Annotated in this window: 16 protein-coding genes and 1 tRNA gene; 7 read left to right on the forward strand and 10 right to left on the reverse strand. The window is 58.4% G+C overall.

All coding sequences use genetic code 11. The features are described from left to right. Positions 1 to 4: 4 nt before the first annotated feature. Positions 5 to 80: transfer RNA gene (locus AAFM31_RS17015), tRNA-Gly, on the forward strand. A 107-nt stretch (positions 81 to 187) separates the two neighbouring features. Here AAFM31_RS17015 and AAFM31_RS17020 read toward each other — a convergent pair. The 4 genes from AAFM31_RS17020 to AAFM31_RS17035 form a co-directional block, all read right to left on the reverse strand. Then, entirely contained in the window at positions 188 to 1,207 is a 1,020-nt protein-coding gene (locus AAFM31_RS17020) for an alpha/beta hydrolase (protein ID WP_341709091.1), read from the reverse strand. A gap of 153 nt (positions 1,208 to 1,360) precedes the next feature. Further along, entirely contained in the window at positions 1,361 to 1,762 is a 402-nt protein-coding gene (locus AAFM31_RS17025) for a PA2817 family protein (RefSeq protein ID WP_341709092.1), read from the reverse strand. 105 nt (positions 1,763 to 1,867) lie between these two features. Continuing rightward, a complete protein-coding gene (locus tag AAFM31_RS17030) occupies positions 1,868 to 4,336 on the reverse strand; it encodes an acyl-CoA dehydrogenase (RefSeq protein WP_341709105.1) in 2,469 nt (822 codons plus the stop codon). Positions 4,337 to 4,580: 244 nt separating this feature from the next. Next, positions 4,581 to 5,891: an MFS transporter gene (locus tag AAFM31_RS17035; RefSeq protein WP_341709093.1), complete on the reverse strand. Its 1,311-nt coding sequence runs from the start codon at positions 5,889 to 5,891 to the stop codon at positions 4,581 to 4,583. Between the two features lie 236 nt (positions 5,892 to 6,127). Here AAFM31_RS17035 and AAFM31_RS17040 point away from each other — a divergent pair, with 236 nt between their 5' ends. From AAFM31_RS17040 to queF, 3 genes are read left to right on the forward strand one after another with little or no spacing between them, the layout of a single operon-like run. Further along, the gene (locus AAFM31_RS17040) at positions 6,128 to 7,060 is read left to right on the forward strand and encodes an ABC transporter ATP-binding protein (protein ID WP_341709094.1); all 933 of its coding nucleotides are present in this window, start codon (positions 6,128 to 6,130) and stop codon (positions 7,058 to 7,060) included. A gap of 2 nt (positions 7,061 to 7,062) precedes the next feature. Continuing rightward, positions 7,063 to 7,839, forward strand: coding sequence for an ABC transporter permease (locus AAFM31_RS17045; protein ID WP_341709095.1), 777 nt, complete (start codon positions 7,063 to 7,065; stop codon positions 7,837 to 7,839). A gap of 51 nt (positions 7,840 to 7,890) precedes the next feature. Continuing rightward, positions 7,891 to 8,727, forward strand: a complete 837-nt coding sequence (gene queF / locus AAFM31_RS17050) for an NADPH-dependent 7-cyano-7-deazaguanine reductase QueF (RefSeq protein WP_341709096.1) — start codon at positions 7,891 to 7,893, stop codon at positions 8,725 to 8,727. Between the two features lie 49 nt (positions 8,728 to 8,776). On the opposite strand, the gene AAFM31_RS17055 is transcribed toward queF, so the two are convergent. The 3 genes from AAFM31_RS17055 to AAFM31_RS17065 all read right to left on the reverse strand — a co-directional run bounded on the left by AAFM31_RS17055 (position 8,777) and on the right by AAFM31_RS17065 (position 10,182). Beyond that, a complete protein-coding gene (locus AAFM31_RS17055) occupies positions 8,777 to 9,055 on the reverse strand; it encodes a DUF4404 family protein (RefSeq protein ID WP_341709097.1) in 279 nt (92 codons plus the stop codon). A gap of 74 nt (positions 9,056 to 9,129) precedes the next feature. Next, on the reverse strand, positions 9,130 to 9,684 hold the full coding sequence (locus tag AAFM31_RS17060; RefSeq protein ID WP_341709098.1) for a phosphonoacetaldehyde phosphonohydrolase-related protein: 555 nt from the start codon (positions 9,682 to 9,684) through the stop codon (positions 9,130 to 9,132). Positions 9,685 to 9,747: 63 nt separating this feature from the next. Next, positions 9,748 to 10,182: a thioesterase family protein gene (locus AAFM31_RS17065; RefSeq protein WP_341709099.1), complete on the reverse strand. Its 435-nt coding sequence runs from the start codon at positions 10,180 to 10,182 to the stop codon at positions 9,748 to 9,750. A gap of 90 nt (positions 10,183 to 10,272) precedes the next feature. Between AAFM31_RS17065 and AAFM31_RS17070 the strand changes: the two genes are divergently transcribed. Then, positions 10,273 to 11,016 carry a VacJ family lipoprotein gene (locus tag AAFM31_RS17070; protein ID WP_371833053.1) on the forward strand — a complete coding sequence of 248 codons (744 nt, stop codon included), beginning with the start codon at positions 10,273 to 10,275 and terminating at the stop codon, positions 11,014 to 11,016. A 19-nt stretch (positions 11,017 to 11,035) separates the two neighbouring features. On the opposite strand, the gene AAFM31_RS17075 is transcribed toward AAFM31_RS17070, so the two are convergent. Further along, positions 11,036 to 11,341, reverse strand: a complete 306-nt coding sequence (locus AAFM31_RS17075; protein WP_341709101.1) for a PilZ domain-containing protein — start codon at positions 11,339 to 11,341, stop codon at positions 11,036 to 11,038. Between the two features lie 228 nt (positions 11,342 to 11,569). On the opposite strand from AAFM31_RS17075, the gene AAFM31_RS17080 reads away from it, so the two are divergent. Further along, positions 11,570 to 12,760 (forward strand): SpoIIE family protein phosphatase, encoded by a 1,191-nt coding sequence (locus tag AAFM31_RS17080; protein ID WP_341709102.1) that lies wholly within the window; start codon positions 11,570 to 11,572, stop codon positions 12,758 to 12,760. After that, entirely contained in the window at positions 12,760 to 13,248 is a 489-nt protein-coding gene (rssC, locus tag AAFM31_RS17085; protein WP_341709106.1) for an anti-sigma factor antagonist RssC, read from the forward strand. Before AAFM31_RS17080 ends, rssC begins: the two co-directional genes overlap by 1 nt. Here the strand turns inward: rssC and tal are convergent. Together tal and dusA are read right to left on the reverse strand one after the other, a co-directional pair. After that, a complete protein-coding gene (tal, locus tag AAFM31_RS17090) occupies positions 13,237 to 14,187 on the reverse strand; it encodes a transaldolase (protein ID WP_341709103.1) in 951 nt (316 codons plus the stop codon). The two genes, rssC and tal, sit on opposite strands and share 12 nt — an antisense overlap. A 59-nt stretch (positions 14,188 to 14,246) precedes the next feature. Next, a complete protein-coding gene (gene dusA / locus AAFM31_RS17095; RefSeq protein WP_341709104.1) occupies positions 14,247 to 15,263 on the reverse strand; it encodes a tRNA dihydrouridine(20/20a) synthase DusA in 1,017 nt (338 codons plus the stop codon). Between the last annotated feature and the right edge of the window lie 987 nt (positions 15,264 to 16,250).

Genomic DNA, 16,250 nt, shown 5'->3' on the forward strand with positions numbered 1-16,250 from the left:
ATTTGCGGGAATAGCTCAGTTGGTAGAGCACGACCTTGCCAAGGTCGGGGTCGCGAGTTCGAGTCTCGTTTCCCGCTCCAGATTTAACAACGAAACCGCCAATGTGGCGGTTTTTTTGTGCCTGAAATTCGGGGTGCGCTATGACCGGGCGGGCGGCCAGGGATCATGCCGCCCTCCGGTGTGGTTGTCAGCGTTGGCTCAGCTTCTCCAACTCGCTCAGCAGTGCTTCGTGAAAACGCTCTGGTGCTTCCACCTGCGGCGAATGCCCGAGTTCTGGAAACTCAACCAGTGTGGCGTTGGGAATGGCTGCGGCAGCGTCACGTCCCAGCTGGGGATAGTTGCCCAGCTGCGCGGCGACCTCTGGCGGGGCCAGATAGGCGCCGGGTGCAGTGCGATCCATGCCGCCGATCATCAGCAAAGTGGGGGTGGTCAATCGGGGGAACAGATGCACCACCGGCTGGTTTAACAGCATCTCTGCGGTTTGTGCCTGGTTCCAGGCAACGATGTCTCTTCCGGGTCCGGTGTAAATCCCGTACAGCATATCGACCCAGCGGTCGTACTCGGGCTTCCATACGCCGTTGTAGTAGTACTTGAGTTGATAGGCCTTGATGCCTTCGGCGTTGGTGCGCAGTTGACTTTGATAAAGCTGATCGATGCTGACATAAGGCACACCCTTGGCCTGCCAGTCTTCGAGCCCCAGTGGATTGATCATTACCAGCTGTTCGGTCCGCGCTGGATGCTCAAGGGCGTAGCGTGCAGCGAGCATGCCGCCCATCGAGTGACCAATGATGGTTGCTTTCTCGATCTGAAGTGACGCCAGCAAGGCGTCGGTGTTTTTGGCCAGCTGGCCGAAGCTGAACTGATACCCGCGAGGTTTGCTAGAGCTGCAGAAACCGATCTGATCCGGTGCAATGACGCGGTAGCCGGCGTCACCCAGGGTCTTGATGGTGCTTTCCCAAGTGGCTCCACAGAAGTTCTTGCCGTGCAGCAGAACGGCTGTGCGGCCGTTGGCGGTGCCATTCGGAGCGACATCCATGTAGCCCATGGAAAGGCTTTGCTGCTGTGATTCGAACTCGAAGCGGTGCTGAGGATACGGGTATTCGAAGCCTTCCAGCTGCGCGCCGTAACCGGTCTGGGCGGCGGCTTGCAGTGAGGCGGCGGAGGTCAGGCTGTATACCAGCGCTGCAATGGTTGTTGTTGTTTTCACCTAGGTAGTCCTGATTGCGACGGAAATCGTCGGTCAGCGTAGCAGGTGAGGGGCGTGGTAACTGTCTACTGCGAGACTATCGGGTGAACCGAACTTGGCGGGTGCGGCGGCGGGCAGGGGCAGGTCGGCGCGGGTGGCGCCGACCGGCAGGAACTAGCGTGCCTGCAGCAGCTGTCGAGCCTGTTCCCAGTCGAAGGGTTCGCCGCGCTCCTCTGCTTCGGCGCGGTGTTCGTCGAGCAACTGGAACTGGGCAATTTCTTCGTCTGGCATGTAGTGCAGGCAATCGCCGCCAAAGTACCAGAGCAGATCGCGTGGAATCAGGTGGGCGATCTGTGGGTAGCGGGCAATGATCTGGCAGAGGATGTCCTGGCCAAGATACAGGTCGTCATGATCGCCTTGCTGCAGTTGGGTCAGCAGTTCGTTGAAGCGCTCCATGAACAGCTCGTTGCTTTCTTCCGGCAGTTGCTCAAGCAGCGCTGACTGGGCGCGGATGGTGTCGTACAGACTCTGCAGCAGAGCGAGATGATAATCGTGGTAGCTGGGTGCGTTGCTCATGGGGGACTCCTGATATTGCTTCGGCGGGGAGTCTATCAGGTTGTGGGCCGCCTCGCGCGCTGTGCGGAGCAGGCGGTCGGCGCAGGTGGCCGACCGCCTGGCGTCTCACTCGCTTGCGTTCTTCGCGGTCTTACTGCGCCGGGTTTTACGCGGCGTCATTTCCTCCTTGGAGAAGTCGTCGACGGTAATGACTGCCAAGCGTGCCGCTCGCGCATCACGCACCAGCTCTGCTTCCTCTGGGCTGATTACGCCGCTCTCGGCGGCCACTGCGAGGGGATCGGCGTCGCTGTCGTGATCCAGCTCGCCTGAGCGTATGGCCTTGAGCAGTCGCACCTCAATCGTGTCGGCCTGAATTACTTTGCCTAGCGTACTGTTGAGCAGGCCGGTAACGTCGCTCGGGTCGCTGCTCTGGTAGCAGCCGGCGAGTAATCGATCTCGCGCGGCGCCGGGGCGCATCAGGCGACGAGCGATTTCGGCGCCGATCGCGTCGCTGGGCGGGTCGAGCCGGCGTCCGAGCGGAAAGACGATGATGCGCAGCAGGCAGCCGAGATGCTTGTTCGGGAAGTTGAGCAACACCTCGTGCAGGCTGGTTTCAATTCGATGCAGCAGGTCTTCCAGCCCCCACTGCACGAAGGGCAGATCCTCCTCCGGGCGGCCCTGATCGTCAAAGTGCTTGAGCGTGGCGCTGGCCAGATAGAGGTTGCTCATAATGTCACCCAAACGCGCGGACAGCCGCTCGCGCCGCTTCAGCTCCCCGCCTAGCATCAGCATGGTGCAGTCGGTGAGGGTGGCGAAGGCGGCCGAGAGGCGAGAAAGCTGCTGATAGTAGCGGCGCGTCTCCGGGTAATCTGGCGCATCGGCCAAGCGGCCAGCACTCAGGCCGAGTAGCAAACTGCCGGCAGCGTTACTGAGCGAGAAGCCGATGTGCTCGAACAGCAGTCGATCAAACTGGGTCAGAGCTTCGTTCTGGTCTTCCAGTCCGGCGGCCTGCATTTCGCGCAGCACGTATGGATGGCAGCGGATGGCGCCCTGGCCAAAGATCATCATGTTGCGGGTCAGGATGTTGGCCCCTTCAACGGTGATCGAGATCGGTACGGACTGATAGGCGCGGCCGAGGTAGTTGCGCGGCCCCATGCAAATGCCCTTGCCGCCGTGCACGTCCATCGCATCGTTGATGCATTGGCGCATGCGTTCGGTCAGGTGATATTTGACCACCGCTGACAATACCGACGGTTTCTCGCCGAGATCGACTGCCCCGGCGGTCATGGTGCGTGCGGCGTCCATCACATAGGTGTTGCCACCGATCCGGGCCAGCGCTTCCTGAATGCCTTCAAACTCTCCAATTGGCATATTGAACTGCTGGCGGATGCGGGCGTAGGCGCCGGTGGTCATGCTCGCCATTTTGGCCGCGCCGATGCTGCCGGCAGGCAGTGAGATCGAGCGCCCGACTGACAGACAGTTCATCAGCATCATCCAGCCTTGGCCGATGCGATCCTGGCCGCCGATCAGGTAGTCCATGGGAATGAACACGTCGGTACCGGAGTTGGGGCCATTCATGAAGGCGGCGTTGAGTGGGAAATGGCGCCGGCCGATGTTCACGCCGTCGGTATCGGTCGGGATCAACGCAAGGGTGATGCCCAGCGATTCTTCATCGCCAAGCAGGTGATCCGGGTCATAGGCCTTGAAGGCCAGGCCCAGCACGGTCGCCACCGGGCCGAGGGTGATGTAGCGTTTTTCCCAGGTGACGCGCAGGCCGATAACTTCTTCACCGTTCCACTGACCTTTGCAGATGATGCCCTTGTCGGGCATGGCGCCTGCGTCCGAGCCGGCCTCCGGTGCGGTCAGCGCAAAGCAGGGTACTTCTTCGCCGCGGGCAAGGCGCGGCAGATAATATTGTTTCTGTTCGTCGGTGCCGTAGTGCATCAGCAACTCAGCCGGCCCCAGGGAATTGGGCACCATGACGGTGGACCCCAGGTCACCGCTGCGACTGGCCAGCTTCATCGCAATCTGTGAATGGGCGTAGGCAGAAAAACCCTTGCCGCCATACTCCTTGGGAATGATCAGGCCGAAGAAGCCGTTGTCCTTGATAAAGCTCCAGACCTTGGGCGGCAGGTCCTGCAGTTCGGTGGTGACTTCCCACTCGCTGGTCATCTGGCACAGCTCTTCGACCGGGCCGTCGAGAAAGGCCTGTTCCTCTTCTGTCAGGTGCGGAATCGGGAAGTTGTGCAGCTTGCCCCAGTCGGGCCGACCGCTGAAAAGTTCGCCGTCCCACCAGACGGTCCCGGCGTCGAGGGCTTCCTGCTCGGTGTCGGATAAAGGCGGGAGTACCTTGCGGAACCAGCCTAGCAGCGGCGCACTGATAGTTTGTCTGCGCCAGTCAGGCAGGTTGACGGGGATCGCAATGCCGAGAAATAGCGCCCACAGCACTAGATCAATAAACCAGTGGACCGGGCTGAGCAGTGTCATTACGGCCAGGTACGCTGCCACGCCAAGGGTGGCGTTGAGCAGGCTCGTTCGGATGTAGGCGAGGCCGCTGATACAGAGCAGCAGGCCAACCAGCCAAAGCAGGGTCATCATGATACGCACTCCTTGTTTGGTACATCTCTCCAGACCAGAGGATGCGCTGAATAATTCCGTTCACTCTCTGATTCGCAACCGGAAAGGGCGACAGCGCCTTGCGAGATAGTCCTAGAGGACCCGATGCAGAGGAGGGGATTAATTATTCAGTACCCTTTCAGCATAGCTGGTTTGGGCAGTAGGGGAGTGCTGAGCAGTGACAGGGTATTACGGGCGCCGGCTGGCGCCCGTAATGGATGCGTCAGGCGTCGACGGTGTCGAGGTCCTGACGGATGGTGCGGCCGGCGAGGTAGTAGTGTGCGCAGGCCCAGATGTTGACGAAGGCAGCGCCGATTAGCGCGTAGCGCAGGCTGTCGGAGCCAAAGCTGCCGCTGACCAGATCGCTGACGATACCGATCAGCTGCGGGCCCAGGCCCAGACCGACCAGGTTCAGCACCAGCAGCATGATCGCGGAGGCCAGAGCGCGGCTGCGCAGCGGGGTCAGGCTTTGAATCATGGCGAAGCTGGGGCCGAGGTAGAAGGCGCCGAGGAACACGGCCGGGCAGTAAGCCACCAGCGCCCAGAAGGTGCTGTCGATCATGTAGAAGGCAATGATGAACGGAATTGCCAGCAGCTTGGCCAGGCCGACAATCCAGGCGTTCCAGCTGGCATCACGGGCGGCCAGCTTGTCTGCCAGCATGCCGCCGATCCAGGCGCCGAGACCACCCACGATACCCATCAGCGGGCCAAGGAACAGGCCGACCTGGCCTGGCGTCAGGCCATGGCTGCGGATCAGAAATGCCGGGTTCCAGACGATGGTGCCGTAACCGACCAGCGCCGTGAGGGTGACACCCAGAACCACGTGGCGGGTGGTACGAACACGCCAGAGCACCGCAAAGCCGGCCTTGATGTTGACCTTGCCCATCGGTGGCGGTTTTACACCGTCAGCGAAACCGCGTGGCGGCTCGATCATGGTGAAACGCACCAGCAGAGCGATCAGGATGCCCGGCAGACCGACAACGAAGAACGCGGCGCGCCAGCCCCACCACTCGGCAACAAAGCCGCCGACAATGAAGCCGATCATGATGCCCAGATACACGCCCAACGCATAAATAGACATTGCGCTGGAGCGCTTTTCCTTCGGGTAGAGGTCGGCAATCATCGAGTGCGATGGCGGGCTGGAACCGGCCTCACCGATACCGACGCCGATCCGGGCGATGGCGAGTTGCCAGAAATTCTGGGCCAGGCCGCACAGGGCAGTCATCGCACTCCAGATGGCGATGGACCAGGCGATGATATTGCGGCGGTTGGAGCGGTCGGCAAAGATCGCGATCGGAATGCCCAGCGTTGCATAAAACAGGGCAAAGGCGATACCGGACAGGAAGCCCAACTGGGTATCGGACAGCAGCAGGTCCGCCTTGAGGGGTTCAATCAGAATACCAACGATGTTGCGGTCGACGTGGCTGGACGTGTAGGCCAGCACCAGGATCAACAATGCGTAGCGTCGATAAGCGGGGGTTATGCGGTGGCTGACGTCATTCTGGTCAGCCGTGTTATCTGGCGTTTGGGCCATTATTGTCTCCGGCGTTTGTTGTTCTGCAGCGAGAATACGTTGTCTCATTGTTCGTCACAATCGACCGGATGGTCACAATTGTAGCAAAATTGTAAGCCCATTGTTTCGCACAGCGGTATTGTCATTCGCATAATCCATGTCCCAGCATTGATACAGGGTAGTTCCGGGTGTTGGCCTTGATTCTTTGCGATCTGCCCTCATAGTTAGCCCTCAACTTCCAAGGCGTGAGGCACGGCATGACTGCAGCTATACGTATCCGGGGGCTTGAGAAGACCTACGCAACCGGTATGCGTGCTCTCAAGGGCATCGATCTGGAGGTGCGCGAAGGGGACTTCTTTGCTCTGTTGGGTCCAAACGGGGCCGGCAAGTCCACTACCATCGGTATCCTGTCGTCACTGGTCAACAAGTCGGCGGGCGAGGTAAGCATCTTCGGTCACGATATCGACCGCGAGCTCCTCGCAGCAAAACGCTGCATCGGCGTTGTGCCGCAGGAGTTCAACTTCAGCCAGTTCGAAAAGGTCATCGATATTTTGGTGAGTCAGGCGGGTTACTACGGTATTCCGTTGGCCCGCGCTCGTGAACGTGCCGAGCATTACCTCAAGCGCCTTGGGCTATGGGAAAAGCGCGATGTGCCTTCGCGTATGTTGTCCGGCGGCATGAAGCGCCGGTTGATGATCGCCCGCGCGCTGATTCACGAGCCCAAGCTGTTGATCCTTGATGAGCCGACCGCCGGCGTCGATATCGAGATTCGCCGCTCAATGTGGCAGTTCCTGCAGGAGATCAACGCGCAGGGCATCACCATCGTATTGACCACGCATTACCTGGAAGAAGCCGAGCAGCTGTGCCGTCATATCGCGATCATTGATGAAGGCCGAATCATTCATAACACCAGCATGCGTGCGTTGTTGAAGGAACTGCATGTTGAGACGTTTCTGCTGGATACCCGCCAGATCCTGACCGAGGCGCCCGTGCTGGACGACTACCCAGCGCGTCTGGTCGATGAGCATACCGTGGAGGTGCAGGTCGACAAGGCTCAGGGCCTGAATGCGTTGTTCGCTGCCCTGAGTGCTGCCGGTATCGAGGTCGTGAGTATGCGTAACAAGAGTAACCGGCTGGAGGAACTGTTCCTCACGCTGGTCGATGAAAACGCCGAGAAGAAGGGAGCCTGAGCATGCAGCATTGGCAACAGGGCTGGGTAGCTTTCACCACCATCCTGACCAAGGAAATTCGCCGCTTTACCCGGATCTGGGCGCAGACTCTGCTGCCGCCGGCGATCACCATGACACTGTATTTCGTCATCTTTGGTCACCTGATCGGCAGCCGCATTGGCGAGATGGGTGGTTTCCGCTATATCGACTACATCGTGCCCGGTCTGATCATGATGTCGGTGATCACCAACAGCTATTCCAACGTCGTGTCGAGTTTCTTCAGCACCAAGTTCCAGCGCTCGATTGAGGAGCTGATGGTCGCGCCGGTGTCGCCACACGTCATTTTGCTGGGTTACACATTCGGTGGTGTTGCACGTGGCCTGGCGGTGGGCTTGATCGTGACGCTGACCTCATTGTTCTTCACCAAGCTGCACGTCCAGCATATCTGGTTGACCATTCTGGTGGTCTTCTTTACCTCGCTGGTGTTCTCGCTAGGTGGATTCATCAACGCGGTGTTCGCGCGTACCTTCGATGACATTTCGATTGTGCCGACCTTCGTGCTGACACCGCTGACCTATCTGGGCGGTGTGTTTTACTCGATCAACCTGCTGCCGCCGTTCTGGCATGCGGTTTCGCAGGTCAACCCGATCCTGCACATGGTCAACGCGTTCCGCTACGGCATTCTTGGGGTGTCCGATATTCCGATTGCGACGGCGCTGATCATCATGGCGATCTTTACCGTTGCGCTGTACAGCGTCAGCTACTGGCTGCTGGTCAGAGGCACAGGTATGCGGCAATAATGGCGCCGGGCCGTCCGTCGGCGGCCCGTTGTCGATTCCCGGGGTATTACCATGTCTGACCATCCTGCGACCGAGTCGCCGCTGGGCAAGTCCAGTGCCTATATCAGCGTTTACACGCCGTCTCTGCTTTACCCAATCTCACGACTGCCAAAATGGCAGGAGCTGGGGCTGGACCCGCAGCAGTTGCCGTTTCACGGCGCTGATATCTGGAATTGCTTCGAGCTGTCCTGGCTCGCGCCCTCTGGTAAACCCGTGGTGGCTGCGGCTGAGTTTGTCTTTCCGATCAAGGCCGCGCGAATTGTTGAGTCCAAGTCGTTCAAGCTGTACCTCAACTCGCTGAACCAGACGGTTTTCCGTGATCGTCACGATCTGCTGAAGACCCTTGAGACCGATCTCTCGGTCGCGGCGCAGGGCCCGGTGATGGTGCGGCTTCTGAGTATGCAGCAGTTGCATCAGGCGGGATTGTTTGTGCTGCCCGGCACCTGCATTGATGATCTGGATGTTGAGGTGTCGAGCTACAGCTACGACCCTTCGTTGCTGAGTTTGGCGGCCAACGCCGGGCAGGTAACCGAGGTGTTGCACAGTCACCTGCTGAAATCCAATTGTCCGGTGACTGGGCAGCCTGATTGGGGCTCCGTGCAGATCAGCTACAGCGGGCCGCAGCTGGATCACGCTTCCTTGGTGCGCTACCTCGTGTCCTTCAGGCAGCACTCGGATTTCCACGAACAATGCGTTGAACGCATATTTCTGGATATTCTGAATCTGCTGGGAGAGGGGGCAACGCTGACGGTCTACGCGCGCTACGTCCGTCGTGGCGGGTTGGACATCAACCCTTGGCGTTCAACGCAGCCGGGCATGCCCGAGAATCTGCGCCTGGCTCGTCAGTAAGCGGGGGCAGGGCAGGCAACGCTCCACACGAGGTGGAGCGTTCACAAGTTCAGATACCCATGTCGGCCAGGCTCTGCATAACGCTGCGCAGCGTGCTGGCAAGGGTCGGGTGACGCGCTTCAAATTGCTCGGCCATCAGGTTGACGCCATCGACCAGCGTTGGATCTTCATCCACTTCAACGTCGCTGGTTTCGTTCAGCAGTCTTGCCTCCAGGCTGGTGGCGAGCGCTTGCAGGGCCTCGCGCTCTTCGCTGCTGAGCGGTGAGTCGCTCTCGTTCAGGGTGTTCTGCAGGGACTCCAGCTGCGACTTCAAGCGATCTGTAGGCATGTAACTCTCCTGTCCATCCAGTGTGTTTTCACTATACCTCTAGATGGACAACACGTCCGCCGCTTTTACGGCAATCAGGCCTTCGCCTGACGCAGCTCAATGTCGTGCAGGCAACTATCGAGTTCGGCAACGTCATCGATGACGTAGTGCGCGCCAGCATTCATCAGGGTCATGGTGGCCTGCAGGCGAATGCGGTCCTGCTCCTCGCAACTGAGGGTCGACCAGCGTTCGTTGCTGTGCCGATCCAGAGCGCCGCTGAGCGCGGTACCGATCGTCCACAGCCCGGCGTTTAGCCCGGCCCGAATGCCTTCGGCGTTTCCGCTGACCAGTACGCAGTGATTCAGCGCCTGTGCTTTCAGGCGCAGGGCCAGCATCGCAGGTAAGTCTGGCGCTGGTAGCGGCCGAAGCTGCTGGTCTGTACTGGCGGTGGCGCTGATTAATGCCTCCAGCGGGGCGAGTTGCCGGTCGCTGCGGTCAAGCAGCAGTCCTGCGCTGATACCGTTCTGCTTCAGTCGCTGTAGTGCGGGCAGCGCCTGCGGCAGCAGACTAAGCTCAGTCGGCGCTGGCTGGGCCGCAGTCAGTGTGCCGGCAAGATCGAACAGAACTGCCTCGATCGGCTGTGTGGTCATGTACGGTGCTCCTGAACGGAAACGCGTGTTGACCGCACATGATCGTATCAAGATATGTCAGCTTTATGACTGTGCTTCATCCAGCGGTTCGGCACCCATAGCCACGCGCACGCTGTTGGGAACCGGAATGGGCCGCTGGTTGTTGACGGTGATCCAGACCATCTTCACATCACCGTAACCAATCACGTCTGGCTGGCCCTTGATATAGAGTTTGTGCTCCAGCGTTAGGCTGGTACGCCCGACGACGCCGGCATACAGCTCCACTACGATGGTGCCCGGGTGGAAGGCCGGCTTCAGAAAGTGGTGGGTGCAGGTCAACAGCACCAGCCCTTGGCCGACTTCACGCCGTGGCGCGCCCAGGCCATCCAGCCACTCGATACGCGCGTCTTCCAGGTATTGGTAGTAGCGGGTGTTGTTGACGTGTTGGTTGCTGTCCATATCGCCGTAGCGAATCGGGATCTCGGTGGTATAGAGCAGGGTTTTGGAACGGTCTGTCATGGCAAATATCGCTGAAATTGACGGAAATTATGCATTACACTGGCAGGCTCGTATCAGTTGCTGACTGAATACGATTCTCAAAAGCGAATAATGGAGAAACCGCTGATGAATCTGTTGAATACAGGAGCCTTGGCAATGGTGTTGTCGGCGCTGTCGCTGGCCTGTATTACACCTGTTTTTGCTGCCGATGACTACGATGATTACGAGTCGGAGTATGTGGATCCTGATCCGTGGGAAAGCTTTAACCGGGTGACCTTCCGGTTTAACGATACGGTCGACCGCTATACGCTTCGCCCTGTATCACGCGGCTACAAGGCGGTTACCCCCAAATTCATGCGTGACGGGGTGGGTAACTTTTTCAACAACCTTGAAGAGCCAATGAACTTCCTGAATAACGGATTGCAAGGCAAGTTCAATGAGGCTGGCGTGGATATGTCGCGTTTCCTCTTCAATACCCTGCTGGGTGGTTTCGGTCTGGTTGATGTGGCGACCCGAATGGGGCTAGAGCGCAACGACGAAGATCTGGGGCAGACTCTGGGCTATTGGGGCGTGCCGAGCGGTCCTTACGTCATGCTGCCGTTCCTCGGACCGAACACGGTGCGCGATACCGGTTCCAAGTTTCCGGAGAACTTCTTCAATTACACCTACACCGGCTACATGAACGACATTCGTGCGCGCAACCAGCTGTTCGCGCTGGAGATGGTTGATGCGCGTGCCGGTTTGCTGGATCAGGAGCGCCTGATCACGGGCGACCGTTACACCTTTATTCGCAATGCTTACCTGCAGAATCGCGAATACAAGGTGCGTGACGGTAACGTACCCGACGAGTTCTGATCGCCGGGTACTGGTTGCTTCAGCTCAGACTGTCAAATCGCAGTCCGATGCTGAAGCGGCCATCACTTTCCGCTTGGCAGCGTACTACCTCACCTGTGGCCTGCAGGCCTTGCATGCCTGGAGTAGGTGACGGAATGGACAGCGTGGCTGTGCTGCCTTCCGCGACGGCCTCGCCTGCCATCACCTGGGCCCCCTGGTTGGAAAGGTCGCGGCAAAGAACGTCGCATGTACGGTTGTCGGCACCGAAGGTGAGGGTGGCGGCGGTTTCCACAGTCATGCGCATGAAATCACGCTTTTCGCTGTACTGCTGATCATGAAACGACATCGGCGACTCCGGCTCTGGCAGGTACGTCTGTTTTCGGTTTTCTACTCGTCATCCTAGTTCCGAGTTCGGCCTCCGACAAGCATCCTTCCAGCCTTCTGCAACGGTTGCTTGCAGCAACGGATGGGAGTAGTGTTTCCCCCTTGAAAACGCCGGGTTATTTCCGGCTCAACTCAGCCACCCTGTGGTCGCAGCGAATGATGCGCGCAGCGACAGTGACGTAGGGATTCTATGCAGCCTCCAGGCACCACACTGCTGGTGATTGACGACGACGATAAGGTTCGCCAGCGTCTGTCAGCACTGTTGGAAGGTAACGGTCACGATGTGATCCAGGCCGCTGACGCGGTGATCGGTCTGACCCTGTTCGAGAACCAGCGCCCCGAGCTGGTTCTATGCGATCTGCACCTTGGCGATAACCAGGGCTTTGAACTGGTGCGTCAGATTACCGAGTCCGGTCAGGATATTCCGGTTATCGTGATGTCGGCTGAGGGTGCGATGAGCGACGTGGTTCAGGCTTTGCGCCTCGGAGCCAGCGACTTTCTGCTAAATCCCTTGAACGACCCGGAAGTGCTTGAGCATGCGGTGCGCCGCGCGCTGGACCGTTATCGGTTGCGGCTCGAGAACCAACGCATCCGGGAGCGCCTGGAGCGGGCCAACCGCGAGCTGGAAGTGCACTTGAAAGAGCTGCGCGACGATCAGGCTGCGGGTCATCAGGTGCAACTGAACATGCTTCCGGTGACGCCATGGGTAAGCGGCGAGTACACCCTGGAGCACAAGCTGATCCCGTCGCTGTATCTGTCGGGTGACTTTGTTGATTACTTCCGGGTTTCCGATTCGCAGCTGGCATTTTATTTGGCTGATGTGTCCGGACATGGCTCGTCTTCAGCCTTCGTGACTGTGTTGCTCAAATTTATGACGACGCGCCTGATGTATGAACAGCGCAAGGTGGAAGGGCAGGGGCGTCTTGAGTTCAAGCCCTCGGATGTACTGGGTCACATCAATCGCAGTCTGATCAGTTGCAAGTTGGGTAAGCACGTCACCATGCTCGGCGGCATCATTGATGAGCAGGAAAAGACACTTACCTACAGTATCGGCGGCCATCTGCCGTTGCCGGTCATTTTTGCGGATGGCGAAGCGCGTTATCTGCCGGGCAAGGGGCGACCCGTAGGGCTGTTTGAGGACGCCGAGTATCAAAACGAAACCATTGATTTGCCCGAGCGCTTCAGTCTGATGTTATGTTCAGACGGTGTGCTCGACTGTCTGGAAGGGGCTACTCTGAAAGAGAAAGAGGCGCGTCTTCCGGCGTTGATGGCCGAGCAAGGCGGCCGCATGCAGGGTATCATGGCGGCGTTGGGGCTAGACCCCAATAAAACGATGCCCGATGACATATCCGTGTTGGTGTTGAGCAGGAACGCAGAATGATGACAACTGGCAAGATCCAGTTCGCGGAAGCGCAAGGCACCTTTGTACTCAAGTTCATTGGTGACGTGCGCCTCACACTTTGTGCCGCGCTGGATGCTTATATCGAAAAGATCTTCAGTGTGCTGACGTTCAAGGCCATTGTGATTGATCTGACAGAGACCGAGTGCATCGACAGCACCTCGTTGGGGCTGCTTGCCAAGCTCTCCATTTTGTCGCGCCAGAAGGTTGGCTTTCTGCCGACGCTGGTGTCCAACCATGAAGACATGAACCGCCTGCTGCAAAGCATGGGGTTTGATCAGGTTTTCAATATCGTGCCGGAATCGACGCCCACCTGCGAAGAGTTGCAGGACCTGCCGGCGCAAATGCTCTCTGAAGACAAGGTCAAGCGTAAGGTTCTTGAGGCCCATCGTATTCTGATGGACCTCAATGACAGCAATCGCGAAGCGTTTCGCGATCTCGTCAGCGCCCTGGAAGGGTCAGGCAGCTGACCCCAGTCTTGCTGCGACCAGTTTTTCCAGCTTGAGCTGGTCCGCCGCAAAAGCCCGAATGCCCTCTGCCAGTTTCTCTGTCGCCATGGCGTCTTCGTTGTGCGCCCAGCGGAAGCCGTTCTGGTCCAGCTCCAGGCGGTCATCGACTGCACCCTCGCGTAGCAGTGCCGATGGTTCCAGCACACCCGGCTGCTCTTGCAGGCTCTGCAGCAACTGCGGGCTGATGGTCAGACGATCACAACCGGTCAGGGCTTCTATTTGCCCGGTGTTGCGGAAGCTTGCCCCCATAACCACGGTTTCATACATGTGCGCCTTGTAATAGCGGAAGATACGGGCGACCGATTGCACACCCGGATCATCAAGCCCGCTGAAGTCACGGCCTTCATGCTGCTTGTACCAGTCGTAGATGCGGCCAACGAACGGCGAGATCAGATAGACCCCGGCGTCGGCACAGGCGCGTGCCTGCGCGAAGGAGAACAGTAACGTCAGGTTGCATTGAATGCCTTCGCGCTCCAGCGCTGCTGCGGCCTGAATGCCTTCCCAGGTGGCGGCAATCTTGATCAGCACGCGATCGCGGGTAATGCCTGCGCGTTCGTACAGCTCGATCAATTCGCAGGCCTTGGCGAAGGTCGCCTGTTGATCAAACGACAGGCGCGCGTCGACCTCGGTAGAAATGCGGCCGGGGATCAGGCCAAGGATCTCGCTGCCGACGGCGACCGCGAAGCGGTCACAGGCGTTGCTGATTGGTTCCGGGCCGCCTTTTGCCTCGCTGATGGCGCGTTCCATCAGTGGCGCACAGCTGGCCAGTTCCGCTGCCTTGAGTAGCAGCGAGGGATTGGTAGTGGCGTCGATCGGTTGGTGCTGGCGGATTGCATCGATGTCGCCGGTGTCGGCGACGATCAGGGTGTGTTGTTTCAGACTATCCAGTTTTGAGGTCATGGTGCGGCGGTACTCCCTAGTATCCCTCGACCATACCTCATAGGCTTTGACAGCCGCAATCAGCCAAGACGCGCCTGCATCTGTTCCAGCAACTGATCGTAGAGTGCCAGAGGCTCGTCGGTGCGATGGATGGTGGTGCTCAGCTCGCGGCGGAAGTGGCGGGCGCCGGGTAAGCCCTGGAACAGTCCGAGCATGTGACGGGTGATGTGGTGCATCTGGCCACCGGTGGCAATGTGTCGTTCGATGTAGGGGCGCATCAGCGCCATTACCTCGATACGCGATGGCACCGCGTGATCGTCGCTGAAGAAACGGCGATCCACATCGGCCAGCAGCCAAGGATTGTGGTACGCCTCTCGGCCTACCATCACCCCGTCGACGTGGCTCAGTTCCGCTCCCATGACATCCAGATCGGTCAGGCCGCCGTTCAGGATGATCTCCAATTGCGGGAAGTCTCGCTTGAGCTGATGGACTACGTCGTATTTCAGCGGTGGGATTTCGCGATTCTCCTTCGGCGACAATCCCTCCAGAATGGCGATGCGCGCATGCACGGTGAAGCTGGTGCAACCGGCCGCGTGCACAGTGCCAACGAAATCGCACAACTCGGCGTAGCTCTCACGCCCGTTGATGCCAATACGATGCTTGACCGTAACCGGCGTGCTGCAGGCATCCTGCATCGCCTTCACACATTCACCAACCAGCGTCGGGTGCGCCATCAGGCAGGCACCGATCATGTTGTTCTGCACCCGGTCGCTGGGGCAGCCGACGTTCAGGTTAACCTCGGCGTAGCCTGCTTCTTCGGCCAGTGCTGCGCACTGTGCCAATTCCTGTGGGCTGCTGCCACCCAATTGCAGGGCCAGCGGCTGTTCCTCAACGCTGTAGCCCAAAAAGCGCTGGCGATCGCCATTGAGCACCGCGCCGGTCGTGACCATCTCGGTATACAGCAGCGTACGCTGGCTGATCAGACGAGCGAAGTAGCGGTAGTGACGGTCAGTCCAATCCATCATAGGGGCCACGCTGAAGCATCTATTCGGCATATTTCGCGTGGTTGCAGGGCTGGAGTGAGATTCAAGGTGCATTTTTACAGCCTGTGTATTGCTTGTTTATTGCCTGATTCGCGCCTTTTCCCGCTCATTTCCGGAGGTGTTGCTACAATGTAGCAACGCAAATCTGGAAGTAGCAAAGGGCTGTTTTACGTGCTCTAGGCCAGCTATACAGCGGAAGCCTCAAGGTGCGATGCAAGGCGGGTGTGGCATTGGTCGTTGAGTAGTTTATCAGGAAGCCGTCGTCGCTTCTCGCATTGATGTGACTTGGGAGCGTCGATGCCAACTGCTTGTCCGGAATATCGGGATGTCGAGCATAGCTGGGTCAGCGGGCTCATGCGGATGGGGGATAGGCTTGCTGTTCGACGAGGTTGCTGACTCGAATGCGCCGATTTGCGCCAGCGCTTCATCCTTGTCTACCTCGGAGTAACTAAGTCTAACGCCTCCATATGTAGTTTCCATTTTCGTCATAAGATTCGTAGTCTTTATACTTCGGTTCAAAGCTGATTAAGGCTCTCCACATTTTCGGATAGTTCGAAGTGGTGCTCATGTCTGCAGAGTCTTTATATAGAAGGGCGCGTCTCCAAAGCATCTCTGGCCATGCGGAGTCTCCTGCAACAGCAATGAGTTCTTCAAACTCCTTTAAGAATAGCGTGTGCTCTTCCTGTAATTCGGATGGTTGCTGGTCCATCGGAACACTGTTTGATGCGAGGTAGTTTAGATCGAATTTTTGAGCAAGATAATTTAGAGAAATGTAAATGTTATCAGGGTCCAGTCTGTGGGCTTGGCTTAAGTAGCGCTGGGATGACTCGGAGAGCGGATCGGATTGGCGAAAACCCGCAACTTTGCCATTGATAATCACTGAGTGAGGAGCATATACCAGGCGCGTATAAATTCTGGCCGCTGCAGCATGATCGCCTTGTGCAATCGCAGACTCTGCGGCTGTCTCAAGGGCAGTGCGAAGCTCTGTGAACCGCCCCGGGTTTCGCGGAGGCTGTTTGGTTTAAGTCAAGCCGCCACCTT

Origin of the sequence: Halopseudomonas sp., assembly GCF_038130085.1 — a bacterium.
GTDB lineage: Bacteria > Pseudomonadota > Gammaproteobacteria > Pseudomonadales > Pseudomonadaceae > Halopseudomonas.

What these genes read in the sequence shown, in the direction of transcription:
- AAFM31_RS17025 (WP_341709092.1), bottom strand. Translation starts at nt 1,762, where the DNA reads ATGAGCAACGCACCCAGCTACCACGATTATCATCTCGCTCTGCTGCAG.
- AAFM31_RS17030 (WP_341709105.1), bottom strand. Translation starts at nt 4,336, where the DNA reads ATGACCCTGCTTTGGCTGGTTGGCCTGCTGCTCTGTATCAGCGGCCTC.
- AAFM31_RS17035 (WP_341709093.1), bottom strand. Translation starts at nt 5,891, where the DNA reads ATGGCCCAAACGCCAGATAACACGGCTGACCAGAATGACGTCAGCCAC.
- AAFM31_RS17040 (WP_341709094.1), top strand. Translation starts at nt 6,128, where the DNA reads ATGACTGCAGCTATACGTATCCGGGGGCTTGAGAAGACCTACGCAACC.
- AAFM31_RS17045 (WP_341709095.1), top strand. Translation starts at nt 7,063, where the DNA reads ATGCAGCATTGGCAACAGGGCTGGGTAGCTTTCACCACCATCCTGACC.
- queF (WP_341709096.1), top strand. Translation starts at nt 7,891, where the DNA reads ATGTCTGACCATCCTGCGACCGAGTCGCCGCTGGGCAAGTCCAGTGCC.
- AAFM31_RS17055 (WP_341709097.1), bottom strand. Translation starts at nt 9,055, where the DNA reads ATGCCTACAGATCGCTTGAAGTCGCAGCTGGAGTCCCTGCAGAACACC.
- AAFM31_RS17060 (WP_341709098.1), bottom strand. Translation starts at nt 9,684, where the DNA reads ATGACCACACAGCCGATCGAGGCAGTTCTGTTCGATCTTGCCGGCACA.
- AAFM31_RS17065 (WP_341709099.1), bottom strand. Translation starts at nt 10,182, where the DNA reads ATGACAGACCGTTCCAAAACCCTGCTCTATACCACCGAGATCCCGATT.
- AAFM31_RS17070 (WP_371833053.1), top strand. Translation starts at nt 10,273, where the DNA reads ATGGAGAAACCGCTGATGAATCTGTTGAATACAGGAGCCTTGGCAATG.
- AAFM31_RS17075 (WP_341709101.1), bottom strand. Translation starts at nt 11,341, where the DNA reads ATGTCGTTTCATGATCAGCAGTACAGCGAAAAGCGTGATTTCATGCGC.
- AAFM31_RS17080 (WP_341709102.1), top strand. Translation starts at nt 11,570, where the DNA reads ATGCAGCCTCCAGGCACCACACTGCTGGTGATTGACGACGACGATAAG.
- rssC (WP_341709106.1), top strand. Translation starts at nt 12,760, where the DNA reads ATGACAACTGGCAAGATCCAGTTCGCGGAAGCGCAAGGCACCTTTGTA.
- tal (WP_341709103.1), bottom strand. Translation starts at nt 14,187, where the DNA reads ATGACCTCAAAACTGGATAGTCTGAAACAACACACCCTGATCGTCGCC.
- dusA (WP_341709104.1), bottom strand. Translation starts at nt 15,263, where the DNA reads ATGCACCTTGAATCTCACTCCAGCCCTGCAACCACGCGAAATATGCCG.